General features: G+C 74.0%; 10 protein-coding genes. 7 read left to right on the top strand and 3 right to left on the bottom strand.

Translation table 11 applies throughout. From position 1 onward, the window contains the following. Positions 1–133: 133 nt before the first annotated feature. On the top strand, positions 134–931 hold the full coding sequence (locus ACIQBJ_RS00455; protein ID WP_400701008.1) for a hypothetical protein: 798 nt from the start codon (positions 134–136) through the stop codon (positions 929–931). Between the two features lie 69 nt (positions 932–1000). Here the strand turns inward: ACIQBJ_RS00455 and ACIQBJ_RS00450 are convergent, their stop codons facing one another. Beyond that, positions 1001–1279, bottom strand: coding sequence for a hypothetical protein (locus tag ACIQBJ_RS00450; protein WP_400701005.1), 279 nt, complete (start codon positions 1277–1279; stop codon positions 1001–1003). Positions 1280–1424: 145 nt separating this feature from the next. Here ACIQBJ_RS00450 and ACIQBJ_RS00445 point away from each other — a divergent pair, with 145 nt between their 5' ends. The 4 genes from ACIQBJ_RS00445 to ACIQBJ_RS00430 all read left to right on the top strand — a co-directional run bounded on the left by ACIQBJ_RS00445 (position 1425) and on the right by ACIQBJ_RS00430 (position 7427). Next, positions 1425–3824, top strand: coding sequence for an FHA domain-containing protein (locus tag ACIQBJ_RS00445; protein WP_400701002.1), 2400 nt, complete (start codon positions 1425–1427; stop codon positions 3822–3824). Positions 3825–3827: 3 nt separating this feature from the next. Continuing rightward, positions 3828–4325 carry a hypothetical protein gene (locus tag ACIQBJ_RS00440; protein ID WP_400701000.1) on the top strand — a complete coding sequence of 166 codons (498 nt, stop codon included), beginning with the start codon at positions 3828–3830 and terminating at the stop codon, positions 4323–4325. A 109-nt stretch (positions 4326–4434) separates the two neighbouring features. Next, positions 4435–5415: a serine/threonine-protein kinase gene (locus tag ACIQBJ_RS00435; protein WP_400703412.1), complete on the top strand. Its 981-nt coding sequence runs from the start codon at positions 4435–4437 to the stop codon at positions 5413–5415. A gap of 161 nt (positions 5416–5576) precedes the next feature. Next, positions 5577–7427, top strand: a complete 1851-nt coding sequence (locus ACIQBJ_RS00430) for a M1 family aminopeptidase (protein ID WP_400700997.1) — start codon at positions 5577–5579, stop codon at positions 7425–7427. Between the two features lie 210 nt (positions 7428–7637). Here the strand turns inward: ACIQBJ_RS00430 and ACIQBJ_RS00425 are convergent, their stop codons facing one another. Then, a complete protein-coding gene (locus ACIQBJ_RS00425; RefSeq protein WP_400700994.1) occupies positions 7638–8882 on the bottom strand; it encodes a streptophobe family protein in 1245 nt (414 codons plus the stop codon). Positions 8883–9924: 1042 nt separating this feature from the next. On the opposite strand from ACIQBJ_RS00425, the gene ACIQBJ_RS00420 reads away from it, so the two are divergent. Then, positions 9925–10962 carry a DUF6777 domain-containing protein gene (locus tag ACIQBJ_RS00420; protein WP_400700991.1) on the top strand — a complete coding sequence of 346 codons (1038 nt, stop codon included), beginning with the start codon at positions 9925–9927 and terminating at the stop codon, positions 10960–10962. 366 nt (positions 10963–11328) lie between these two features. Beyond that, on the top strand, positions 11329–12474 hold the full coding sequence (locus tag ACIQBJ_RS00415; RefSeq protein WP_400700988.1) for a serine hydrolase domain-containing protein: 1146 nt from the start codon (positions 11329–11331) through the stop codon (positions 12472–12474). On the opposite strand, the gene ACIQBJ_RS00410 is transcribed toward ACIQBJ_RS00415, so the two are convergent. Continuing rightward, on the bottom strand, positions 12456–12767 hold the full coding sequence (locus ACIQBJ_RS00410) for a DUF2087 domain-containing protein (RefSeq protein ID WP_400700985.1): 312 nt from the start codon (positions 12765–12767) through the stop codon (positions 12456–12458). The two genes, ACIQBJ_RS00415 and ACIQBJ_RS00410, sit on opposite strands and share 19 nt — an antisense overlap. Positions 12768–12937 lie beyond the last annotated feature (170 nt).

Here is a 12937-nt window from a genome sequence, read left to right as displayed (position 1 = left end):
CGACCCCGGCTTCCGCCTCGGCCCGGTGCGCCGGCCCGCGCGGCCCGACGTCCCGTCGACTCCGCCGGGCCCCGCCCCCGACCCTGTTCCTGTTCCTGTTCCTGTTCCTGTTCCTGAACAGACCGAGCAGACCGTGCAGCTCGAGCCCGAGGCGCCGTCCGTCCCCGAGCAGACGGTGCGGCTGCGGCCCGCCGGACCGCAGGGCGACGACCGGACCGTGATGCTGCGTCCGGCCGCGCCGCAGTCGCAGCCGCGGCCCGCCGACGAGGAGACCTTCCGGCTGGCCCCGCCGCAGGCCGTCCCCGCCGCGACCGTGCGGATCGACCCCGCGGGGCCGGACGCCGAGGAGACGGTCCGGATCGACCCCGCCGCGACGGTGCCCACGCCGCCGGTCGCGGCGCCACCGCCCGCGCCCGTTCCCGTCGCGGACGCGGTGCCCGCCGACGCCGCCCTGCGCCGGTACGGCCCCGGCGTGCCGCCGCGGGCCGCCGCCGTCTGGCACGGGGAGGGCCCGGCGGCGGAGCCCGAGCCGCCCCGGCGGCGCCGGGACCGGTGGCTGCTGGTCCCGCTGGTGCTGCTGCTGGCCCTGCTCGGCTACCTGCTGTGGGACCGCTACGGCCGCTCGACCGAGGTCGTCGGCGTGGCGGCCGTCGCCCAGGGCGGACCGGCCTGCGACGGCACCGCCGTGATCGTCGGCGTGCTGGAGACCGACGGCGGCGAGGGCGACGTGACGTACCGCTGGGTGCGCAGCGACGGCACCGACTCCGGGCCGATCACCCAGCACGTCCTGCGGGGCCGCCACCGCACCGAGGTGACGCTGCGCTGGACGTTCCAGGGCCAGGGCGAGGCCGCGGCCACCGCGAAGCTGGAGGTGCTGAAGCCGGGCGGCGGCCGCACCGCCGAGGCCGCGTTCACCTACTCCTGCCCGTAGGCACGGCAACACGGCCGGGCCGCCACCGACGACAGTCCGTCGGTGGCGGCCCGGCCGCGTCCGCCCGGCTCAGGCCCGGGGCGCGGTCGCACCCCCGCCGGTCTTCGCCGCCTCCACCATGTGCTGGTGCACCTCGCGCGCCGCGGCCTCGTCGGCCGCCGCCACGGGGCTGCCCTCGACGGTGAACCAGTCGAGGGCGCCGCTGTACTGCACCGTCAGCCGCGCCTCGCCGTCGATCCACATCGTGTGCAGGGTCAGGTCCCCGGTGATGACGCCGATCTCCACGGTCCGCACACCACCGTGGCCGGAGAGAATGCCCTGAGTGGTCCAGGTTGCCCAGGTGTTCACAAGCCCGCTCCCATCCGCCGCCCAACGGGCCGCTCGGTCCCGACCCCACAGGTACCCAACCCGCGGCGACCGTTTCCCACTGTCACCCGGAAGGCTGAAAACCGCCCCTCGGGCGGGTGCCCGCCGCCAGGTCTAGCATCGACGTATGGGAGAGCGAGAGGCTGCGCTCACCGCGCCGAAACTGATCCTGGAAACCGGCGGCGACTCGACGGTCATCACCCCGAGCCGCACGTACGCGATGGGGCGCGACCCCACCGGCGACATCGTCCTCACCGACCCCCGGGTCTCCTGGCACCACGCCGAACTGCACGTCGGGGGCGGCCACTGGATCGTCGACGACACCGGATCGACCAACGGCACGTACGCCGCCGACGGCCGACGGATCGTCCACTTGGAAATCGAACCGGGCACCGTGCTCTGCCTCGGCAGCCCCTCCGACGGCCCGCGCTGCACCTTCAGCGCGCTGCCCGAACCGACCGCCGTCCACCCGCTGCCCGGCCGCCGCCCGTCCGCGCTGACCGCCATCACCGGCTCGTTCCGGCCACCGTCCAGCGTCCGGGCGCTCCCGGCCAAGGTGGTGCGGATCGGACGGGCCACCGACAACGACCTCGTCCTCGGCGACCTCTCGGTCTCCCGGCACCACGCCGAACTGCGGGCCCGCCCCGACGGGCGCTACGAGATCGCCGACCTGGACAGCCACAACGGCACCTACCTGAACGGCCAGCCCGTGCTGCGCGCCGCCGTCGGCCCCGGCGACCTGGTCGGCATCGGACACTCGGTGTTCTGCCTGGTCGGCGACGAACTCCAGGAGTTCGTCGACACCGGCGACATCGACCTCGACGTCGACGGGCTCACCGTCCAGGTCGACGGCGGCCGCACCCTGCTCGACCAGGTCAGCTTCCCGGTCGGCCAGAAGTGCCTGCTGGCCGTCGCCGGACCGAGCGGCGCCGGCAAGTCCACCCTGCTCAACGCCCTCACCGGGCTGCGCCCCGCCGACCGGGGCACCGTCCGCTACGACGGCCGCGACCTCTACCGCGACTACGCCGAGCTGCGTCAGCGCATCGGACTCGTCCCGCAGGACGACATCCTGCACACCCAGCTCCCCGTCCGGAAGGCCCTCCGGTACGCCGCCGAGCTGCGCTTCCCCGACGACACCGCGCCCGCCGAACGCGCCGCCCGGGTCGAGGAGGTGATCACCGAACTCGGCCTCGCCCAACGCGCCGACCAGGTCATCTCCAGCCTCTCCGGCGGCCAGCGCAAACGCGTCAGCGTCGCCCTCGAACTGCTCACCAAACCGTCCCTGCTGTTCCTCGACGAGCCGACCAGCGGCCTCGACCCCGGCATGGACCGCTCCGTGATGCAGATGCTGCGCGGCCTCGCCGACGACGGCCGCACCGTCGTCGTGGTCACCCACAGCGTGCTCAGCCTCGACCTGTGCGACCGGCTGCTGCTGCTCGCCCCCGGCGGCCGGATCGCCTGGTACGGCCCGCCCGGCGAGACGCTCGGCCACTTCGGGTTCGCCCACTGGCCGGACGCCTTCGAAGCCTTCGAGACCCAGAGCGACCGCGACTGGGCCGGCGAGTTCCGGGCCTCCGCGCCCTACCGCAGCTACGTCAGCGGCCCGGCCGGCGGCGCCGTCGACTGGCCCGGCGCGCTCGCCCCGGCCGCCGCCCCCGCCGCCGAGGTCTCCGCGGCCCCCGCGGCCGCGGCCCCCGCCGCCAGGCCCAGGCCGAGGCGCTGGCGCAAACAGGTCGGCACGCTCTGCCGCCGCTACGCCAGCGCGCTCGCCGCCGACCGCACCTTCCTCGCCGTCATGATCGCCCTGCCGTTCGTGATGGGCGCGATGGCGCACGCCCTGGCCGGCAGCCGGCTCGACCAGGACACCGCCCTGAACGCGCTGCTCATCCTCTGCGTCGGCGGCGTGCTCACCGGCGCCGCCAACGCCGTCCGCGAACTCGTCAAGGAACGGACCATCTACCAGCGCGAACGCGCCGTCGGACTCTCCAGATCGGCCTACCTCTGCTCCAAGGTCCTGGTGCTGGGCACCGTGACGGTGGTGCAGTCGGTGGTCCTCACCATGGTCGCGCTGATCGGCGTGCAGCTCCGGCCCCAGGGCGGCAGCGGCGTCCTGCTGCCCCCACTGGTCGAGATCACCCTCGCCGTGGCGCTGCTCTCGCTCACCGCGATGATGCTCGGCCTGCTGATCTCCGCGCTGGTGAAGAAGGAGGAGGTGACCATGCCGCTGCTGGTGCTGGTCGCCATCGTCCAGGTGGTGTTCTGCGGCGCCCTGCTCCAACTCGACCACGTCCCCGTGCTCAACCAGCTCTCCTGGCTGGTGCCGTCCCGCTGGGCGCTCGGCGCGATGGCCGCCACCATCGACCTGCACAGCATCGTCCCCGGCGCCCTCACCGACGACCCGCTGTTCGCCCACGCCCCGCGGACCTGGCTGCTCGACATGGGCATGCTGGTGGTGCTCGCCGTCGCCTACGGACTGGTCGTCGCCCGGCTGCTGCGCCGCCACGAACCCGCCGTGATGCGGCGGTAGCCGGTGGGGACCCCCGGCGGCTTCCGGCCCACCCACGTCGTCCCGGCCGACGGCATGGCCACCTGGACCGCCCCCGACCCCGCCGCCGGGGGCGTCGCCCTGGACGCCCTGCTGCCCGTCGAACTCGCCGAGGCGCACGGCAACTGGGCCCGGATCGTCTGCTCCAACGGCTGGACCGCCTGGGTCGACGGCCGCCTGCTGGTCGCCCTCCCGCACCCCCCGCCCACCACCGGCGCCCCGCTCGCCACCACCGACGACCCGCGCCCGCTGCTCGCCGCGCTCGAACGCTCGCTCGCCACCTACCGCCGCCTGATCGAGGACTGGACGGCCGGGCGGATCGACCTGGAGACCTTCCGCGACGGCACCCGCGACCTGCGGCTCGGCGCCGTCCTGGACGGCCCGCACGCCTGGCTGCTCGACCTGGACCGGGGCCGCTGGTACTACTGCGACGCCGCCCAGCTGCAGACCTTCGCCGCCGTCGACCGCGAGCGGGGGGCCTGAGGTGGCACCCCCCGCGGCAGGCGGTCCCGCCGGGGACGAACCGTCCCTGCTCGCCGCCGAACCCGGCGAGCTGGCCGGCCGGACGGTGGCGGGCTACCGGCTGGAGCGGATGATCGGGCGCGGCGGGATGGCGGTGGTCTACCGGGCCGAGGACCTGCGGCTGGGCCGCACCGTCGCGGTCAAACTGCTCGCGCCCGAACTGGCCCGCAACGAGAACTTCCGGCAGCGCTTCGTCCGGGAGTCCCGGGTCGCGGCCTCGCTCGATCACCCCAACATCGTCCCGGTCTACGACGCGGGCGAGGCCGAGGGGGTGCTCTACCTGGCGATGCGGTACGTGCGCGGCCGCGACCTGCGCGGGCTGCTCGACCGGCAGGGCCCGCTGACGATCGCCCAGACGGTGCGGATCACCGTGCAGGTGGCCAGCGCCCTGGACACCGCGCACGCCCACGAACTGGTGCACCGCGACGTCAAGCCCGGCAACGTGCTGATCGCCGAGGGCACCGACCCCGACCACCCCGAGCACGCCTACCTGACCGACTTCGGCCTGACCAAGAAGTCGCTCTCGCTGACCGGCCTGACCTCGGTCGGCCAGTTCGTCGGCACGCTCGACTACGTCGCCCCCGAGCAGATCTCCGGCAAACCGGTGGACGGGCGGTGCGACGTCTACAGCCTGGGCTGCGTGGTCTTCGAGATGCTCACCGGCGGGCCGCCCTACCGCCGCGACGACGACCTCGCACTGCTCTGGGCCCACCTCAACGACCCGCCGCCGTCGGTGCTGGAGCAGCGCGCCGACCTGCCGCCCGGGGTGGGCGCGGCACTGGAACGGGCGATGGCGAAACGGCCCGAGGAGCGCCACGGGAGCTGCCTGGAGTTCACGGCGGCGCTGCGAGCGGCCGCCGCCCCGGTGCCCGAGGCGCTGGCTGCGGCCTCGGGCTCGGGCTCGGGCTCGGCCTCGGCCTCGGCGGGGCCGGTGGCGGGGGTCGCGGCGGGGCCGGTGGCGGTGGCGAGGGCGGGTGACCGGCGGCCGGAGCCGCCGCTGCCGCCGGAGTGGGCGCGTCCGGTGTACGAACCGGGGCGGCGGCGCTCCTGACCGGTGCGGGGCGTCAGTGGCCTGACGGTGTTTCAGTCGTGTGTCGGGACGGGGGAGTCCCGTAACGATCAGTGGCATGCACCTATCAATGCTGGGTGTTTGCTGGCAGTCTGCCCCTCGGCCGGAGCCCCCACAGACTCCGGCGACCGAGAGGAGCACCGATGAGCAACAGACTCCGCGTCCTCGCCACCCGTGCCGCCGCAGCCCTGGGCACCACCGTGCTCGTGGCGGCCGGCATCGCGACCGCACCCGCCGCGCAGGCCGCCACCGCCGCCTGCACCCCCGCGCAGGTGGTCGCCAACGGCGGATTCGAGTCCGGGACCTCGCCATGGACCGCGTCCAGCGGCGTGATCACCAATGGCAGTGGGCAGAGCGCGCACGGCGGAACGTACTACGCCCGGCTGGACGGCCACGGCACGACGCACACCGACACCCTGTCGCAGACCCTCACTCTGCCGGCCGGCTGCAGCAGCGCCAGCCTCAGCTTCTGGCTGCACATCGACACCGCCGAGACCACCAGGAGCACGGCGTACGACAAGCTGACCGCGAAGATCGGCGGCACCACCCTCGCCACGTACTCCAACCTCAACGCGGCCACCGGGTACGTGAAGAAGACCTTCGACGTCTCCGCCTTCGCCGGACAGACCGTCACCCTCGCCTTCACCGGCGTCGAGGACTCCAGCCTGCAGACCAGCTTCGTCCTCGACGACCTGGCGCTCGACGTCTCCGGCGGCACCACCCCGCCCACCACCGACGCCACCCGGACCCCCGCGCCCACCGGGTACACCGTCAACCTGAGCAGCAACACCAGCGGCACCACCTGGACCGGGCACCAGAGCATCGGCTTCAGCAACCCCTCGGCGACCCCGCTGACCGAGGTGTACCTGCGGCTCTGGGACAACGCCCACGGCACCTGCCCGACCACCCCCATCACGGTCAGCAACCTGACCGGCGGCACCGCCGGCGCGCTCAGCGTCAGCTGCACCGCGCTCAAGGTCACCCTGCCCGCGCCCCTCGCGCAGGGACAGAGCGGCAGCGTCGGCTTCGACCTCTCCATCGCCGTCCCCTCCGGCGCGGACCGGTTCGGCTACGACGGCGCCTACAGCTTCATCGGCAACGCGCTGCCGGTGCTCGCCGTCCGCGACGCGGCCGGCTGGCACCTCGACCCCTACACCAACAACGGTGAGTCCTTCTACACCCTGGCCTCCGACTACACGGTGACCCTGGACCACCCGAGCAGCCTGCTGGTGCCCGCCACCGGCACCTCCGTGGACACCCCCGGCAGCAGCGGCCGGACCGTCACCACCGCCACCGCCAAGAACGTCCGCGAGTTCGCCTGGGCCGCCGGACCGTTCGCCAAGACGTCCGGCACCTCGGCGGCCGGCACCGCCGTCAACGTCTACTCGGTCAGCGGCATCAGCTCCAGCGACGCGCAGTCCATGCTGAGCACCGCCAAGTCCGCCGTCGACGCGCACGCCGGACGCTTCGGCGCCTACCCCTACGGCGAACTCGACGCCGTGATCGACAACAACTTCTGGTTCGGCGGCATGGAGTACCCCGGCTTCGTCCTCGACCTGGTCTCCACCACCGCGCTCACCCACGAGATCGCCCACCAGTGGTGGTACGGCATCGTCGGCGACGACGAGTACAACGCCCCCTGGCTGGACGAGGCGTTCACCGACTACGCCACCGACCTCGCCCAGGGCAAGACCGGCACCAACTGCTGGAACAGCACCTCCTGGGCCTCCTCGGCCGAGAAGATCACCAACTCGATGGCCTACTGGGACGCCAACTCCTCCCGCTACTCCACCGTCATCTACGGCTACGGCAAGTGCGCCCTGCACGACCTGCGCCGCACCATCGGCGACACCGCGATGACCAAGCTGCTGCACGACTACGCGGCCGCCCACTGGTACGGCATCTCCACCACCGCCGAGTTCAAGGCCGCCGCGCAGGCCGCGACGACCGTCGACCTCACCTCCTTCTGGACCCAGCACCGCATCGAGGGCTGACCCCTCGTCAGGTCCCGCCCGGGCCGAGCCCCGGGCGGGACCGCCCTTCGCCCCGCGCCTGACCTGCCCGACGAAGGCCGCGGCGAACGCCCTGCCCGCCCGCGGACCCGGCACCGGCGCGACCTCGGCCGCTGCCCGGCGCGGGTCCGGCGGTCGCACCCCTGCGGGCACCTGCCGGACGGGAGCCGGCGTCCTTGCCGTGCGGCCCTGTCACGGTGGGGGCTGCGGCGCCGGCGGGCGGGGAGAGCCGTTTTGCGGGCGCCCGGCCGGGCCGGGCAGGTGCGGCGCGAGCAGGCCGCCGAGCAGGCCCGCCAGCGCGCCCCAGGCCGCCGCGATCGGTATCGACGTCAGCAGATCCGGCTCCAGGACGGTCGACCCGCCGCCGCCCAGGCCCAGCAGCGACAGGCCGAACACCGCCGAGACCCGGGTCAGCGTTCCGACCGCCAGCATCGCCAACCCCAGCACCACCCCGAACCGCACCGCCGACAGCCAGAGCGGGACCGCCGGACGCGACCGCGCCGATGCCGCCACCCCCGCCACCAGCACCAGCAGCGCCGCCAGCGGCAGCAGCAGCCACGCCCAGCCGTTCCGCTCCGCCAGCGCGCCGAGGTTCAGCGTCACGTCCTCGCCCGAGCGCAGCACCGCCGCCAGCGGCTGCGGGAACGGCAACCCCAGACTGTCGGTGACGTGGCCGTGCCAGGACGCGCCCAGACCCACCCCGAAGCCGAGCCAGGCCACGTTCGGCAACCCCAGACAGATCACCGCCAGCGTCTGCCGCGGCTCGCTGCCGACCACCAGCGCGACCAGCCCGCCCACCAACCCCAGCAGCACGTACACCAGCAGCAGCGACAGCACCGCGTGCACCGTCGGCCGCAACGTGCCGTGCCAGCGCACCAGCGCCGTCGGCAACGGCGCCCGCCGTGAGGCCGCCAGCGCCAGCAGCACCACCACGGCCAGCCACAGCAGCCCGAACCCCACCGCCTGGCCGGGAGCGACCCGGAAGCCCACCACCGGCGCCGCCCCGAACGCACTGCCCAGGGTGTCCACCAACTCGTCGCCCGTGGACACCGTGAAACTGTGCCGCGCCACCGTGGAGAGCAGCAGCACCACCACCGTCCAGCACCCCGCCAGCGCCAGGACCCGGGCCAGCAGCGAACCGCCCGACACCACCGCGTGCCGCCGCATCGGACGCAGGAACAGGTACGCCGCGACCAGCGCCCCCACCAGCGTCACCGACAGCGGCACCGCCGTGATCCCGCCCTGCGCCGTGGCCACGAACGCCGCGCTGCCGTCCAACCGGACCGGCACCCCCAGCGCCATCAGCAGCGTCGCCGCCAGGACCGCCCCGAAACCGCCGCCCGGCAGGTCCGCCGCCCCCACCAGCCACAGGCCCAGCGCCGCGACGGCGGCCATCGCCACGACCGCCCCCACCACCACCGTGAGCGCGGACACCACGACGGCCCCCCACCCGACCCCCGGCCCGCCCGGTGGGTGCACGCGGGGACGTACGGGCGGATTCGACGGAGTGACAGCACCAGGCACGCGGCTCACCGGCCCTTCCAGCACGGCCCCCCGGCAGCCGGCCGACCGATCCCGATCGGCCCCCTCCAGCTTCCGACAGGCCGCCGCCGACGGCGAGTTGCCGAAGTCACGGCCCGGTCCGCAGCCGCACACTCCGGCGCGGACGGCGGGGCGGTGGTTGGGGCTGGAGCCGGAACGGGCGCTGGAGCGGCGGGCACGGGAACCCGGGCGGACAATGGAAGGCGCGCAGAGTGGTCTCGGGGGAGTCCGACCGGGAGGCAGACCCGTGGCTGAGCAGCCGACACCTCGGCAACCCGAAGAACCGGACGACGAGAGCCCCGCTGCCCCGCCGCCCGAACACCGGCCGACGGAGGTGGTGGGGCCGGGCGTGGTGAAGCCCGACGTGTCCGACGTGGGCGGTCCGCCGACCGAGGTGGTGGGGTCCGGTGTGGTGAGGCCCGATGCGGACGGCTCACCCACTGAGGTGGTGGGGCCGGGCGTGGTGAAGCCCGACGTGTCCGACGTGGGCGGTCCGCCGACCGAGGTGGTCGGGCCCGGGGTGGTGACGCCCGGGCCCGGTGGGCCGCCGACGGAGGTCGGGGGCGCGGTGGGTGGACCGGCGGTCGTCGACGCGCAGGGAAGTGGAGGGGGAGCGGTGCGTGACGCCTCGTCAAGTGGCGGGGCACCGAGTGTTGGTGGGGTGGCGGGTGGTGTTTCGGCGGCCGGTGCGGGTGGCATCGGGCCTTCGGGGCCGCCCTCCGGGCCGTTGTCGGCGGGCGGGGCCCAGGCGCCGGACGGTTCCGGGAGCGGGGTGTCCGGGACCGGGGCGGGGCTCGGAACGCCGCCGGTCGGTGCCGGTCCGGGGACTCCAGGTGCTCCGGGAAGCCCGGGAGGTCCGCCCTCGTCCGGGGGCAGGGCGACGGCGGCGGGCGGTGGCTCGGGGGACGGCGGGAAACCGTGGTGGCGCAAAGGAGCGGTGCTCGGTGCGGCGGCGGTGGTCGCCGGGCTCGGCATCGCCCTCGGTGTGGTGCTCGTCGGCGGATCGGGCGACAAGGACACCAAGGACGTCGCCCTCCAGCCGGTCGCGGCCGTCGGCCAGGAACCGTTCACCGGCTCCGTCGCCAACGCGGTCGAGGCCAGCACTCCTTCCGCCTCCGCCCCCGGCTCGGGCAGTGCGACCGCGTCCGGTGCCGCCACGAGCGGCGGCACCGTGAACGGCGGCCAACCCGGCCTGTACGGCGGCACCCGTGAGGTGGCCAGCTGTGACGTGCCCAAACTCTCCTCCTATCTGACCAGTAACAGCGACAAGGCCCGTGCCTGGGCCGGCGTCGAAGGCATCGACAGCTCCCAGATCGACTCCTATCTGCACGGCCTGACCCCGGTGCTGCTCCGCCAGGACACCCGGGTCACCAATCACGGCTTCGCCAACGGGCAGGCGACCCCCTATCAGGCCGTGCTGCAGTCGGGGACGGCCGTGCTGATCGACAACCACGGAGTGCCCAGGGTGCGCTGCGCCTGCGGCAATCCGCTGCTGCCGCCGAGCGGTGCCGGCGGAACGTACTCGGGAACGGCCTGGTCCTCCTTCCACGCGGACGGGGTGGTGACGGTGCAGCCCGCCCCTGCGCCGGTCACCCAGATCGTGTTGGTCGACCAGTCGACGGGGCATCAGTTCGGCCGCCCGGTGGGCGGATCGGGTGGTACGGACGGGTCGGGGACGCCGAGCGCGGCGGGTTCGAGCTCGGGTTCCGCTTCGGCCCCGTCTTCCGGTTCCTCCTCTGGACAGACCGGGACGGGCACGCCGTCCGGCGCGTCCTCCTCGGCGCCGTCGGGTGGGAAGTCCTCCTCGGGGTCGGTGGGCCCGTCCGGTTCTCCGGCTTCCCCGGGGGCCAGTTCGGTGAAGTCGGCCCCGGTCTCCTCGGGCGGGGTCTCGGGTGCGTCGGCGCACAGTGCGTCGGGTGCGGCGGTCAGCGTCTCCGGCGGCAGTTCGAAGGCACTGGTCTCCGACGCGCCGTGAGGCCGGTGTCGATGGGAATCCCGCAGCCCTGCCGCCCGTACTCCACGGTCGGCGGCGGTGCTCGACCGCTCGGTGGTGGGAGCGGGGCTGCGGCGGCGGTCGGTGTGGTGGCGTCACCCTACCCGCCGCCATCGGTGAAACACACCGAAAAATCCACTGATGCGGGACTTAGAAGCGATTTGTCCGATCGGTTGATGGGGGAGTCGGCCGATCGGCTGATGGGGCGTCAACCGATCGGCGCGGCAGAGGTAGCCGATCGGCACGGGACAAGGCCGGGGGAGCGGGCACACTCCGAGAGACAGGAGGCAGCAGGTGCGGCGCGTGCGGAAGGCACGGACGGTGCACCGGTGACAGAAGGGGAAGACGATGCGTGAACTGCGTGGAACCGGTGGGCTGCAGGCCGTACTGGAGCGCTGGGTGGCGGAGGATGCCGTGCCCGGGGCGGTGGCGCTGATCGACCGTGGCTCGGAGGTCGAGACGGCTGCGGCGGGCGAGCTGGGGCCGGAGTCCCTGGTGCGGATCGCCTCCGTCAGCAAGCCGATGACGGCCGCCCTGGTGCTGCAACTCGTCGACGACGGACTGCTCGGCCTCGACGACCCGATCGCCCGCTGGCTGCCCGAACTCGTCTCCTTGCGAGTGGTGCGCACCCCGCAGGCCACGCCGACGGACACCGTGCCGACCGACCGTCCCGTCACGGTGCGGGACGTCCTCGAGTCCCGGGCCGGCTACGGCTTCCCGGCGGATTTCTCACTGCCCGCGCTGGCCCCCTTGTTCGCCGAACTCAAACAGGGGCCGCCCCAGCCCCAGCAGGTGCCCCCACCCGACCAATGGGTCGCGGCGCTGGCCCGGATTCCGATGCTGCGCCAGCCCGGGCAAGCCTGGCTCTACAACACCTGTTCCGACCTCCAGGGCGTACTGGCGGCCCGGGCCACCGGACAGGCGCTCGAAGAACTGTTCACGGAGCGGCTGTCCGTCCCGCTCGGCATGATCGACACCGGTTTCGGCCCCCGACCGGGCCAGGCCGGTCGTCTCGGCCCGCTCCACCAACCCGGGCCGGACGGGACGCGGACCGTGGCCGACCCGCCGGACGGCCAGTGGGCGACCCCGCCCACCTTCCCGTCGGGAGCAGGCGGCCTGCTGTCGACCCTGGCGGACGTCACGGCCTTCCTGCGGATGCTGCGGGCCGGCGGCCTGGCCGAGGACGGGCGGCGGGTGCTCTCCGCGGAGTCGGTGGCACTGATGACGACCGATCACCTGACGGCCCGGCAGCGTGCCGACAGCGAGCTGTTCCTGGAAGGTCAGGGCTGGGGTTACGGAGGCTCGGTGGACATCGCCCGCCGCGAACCCTGGAACGTGCCGGGCCGCTACGGCTGGGTCGGCGGCAGCGGTACGGCGGCGCACTTCACCCCGGCCACCGGGCTGTTGACGGTGCTGCTCACCCAGGTGGAGATGACGAGCCCGACGCCGCCCCGGCCGATGCGCGAGTTCTGGCGCTACGCGGCGGGCGGCTGAGCGTCCGCCCCGTCGCCGACGGCAGCGGCGGCGCGGCGGTAGCTGGCCCCGTCCCGGGTGCGGGACAGCAGCAGGGCCTCGACCAGGTAGCGACGCAGCATGGAGGTGTCCGGATGGACGGTGAGCAGTGCCTCGTTGACCTCCCGCTCGCTGTACGAGCGGTCGGGGTCGAACAGGGACTGCGCCAAGTGCTCCAGCAGGGCGGTGCGGCGGGCCGGCTTGCGTGGGATCGACGTCAGGCGGCCATCGGTGAAGAACGCGGCCAGGGTGGCCGGCGGTTCGTGAGCAGACATGACCGGCAGCCTGTCAGGGCGGCTGTCGACGGACAACCGGATAAACGAGTGGGGCGGTGAGCGGGTCAATGAGCGGACCGAAGAGTCGACCAGGGCCTGGCGCAAGACGTGGGACACGGCGCGAGCCGGGCCCGGAACAGGACACGGAACAGGGCGCGGGGCGGAACCGG

Origin of the sequence: Kitasatospora sp. NPDC088391 (assembly GCF_044753345.1) — a bacterium.
Taxonomy (GTDB): Bacteria; Actinomycetota; Actinomycetes; order Streptomycetales; family Streptomycetaceae; genus Kitasatospora.
This window is presented reverse-complemented; position numbering and strand designations above follow the sequence as displayed.

Coding starts and splice junctions, on each gene's coding strand:
- ACIQBJ_RS00445 (WP_400701002.1), top strand. CDS start 1,425: ATGGGAGAGCGAGAGGCTGCGCTCACCGCGCCGAAACTGATCCTGGAA.
- ACIQBJ_RS00435 (WP_400703412.1), top strand. CDS start 4,435: ATGATCGGGCGCGGCGGGATGGCGGTGGTCTACCGGGCCGAGGACCTG.
- ACIQBJ_RS00430 (WP_400700997.1), top strand. CDS start 5,577: ATGAGCAACAGACTCCGCGTCCTCGCCACCCGTGCCGCCGCAGCCCTG.
- ACIQBJ_RS00415 (WP_400700988.1), top strand. CDS start 11,329: ATGCGTGAACTGCGTGGAACCGGTGGGCTGCAGGCCGTACTGGAGCGC.
- ACIQBJ_RS00410 (WP_400700985.1), bottom strand. CDS start 12,767: ATGTCTGCTCACGAACCGCCGGCCACCCTGGCCGCGTTCTTCACCGAT.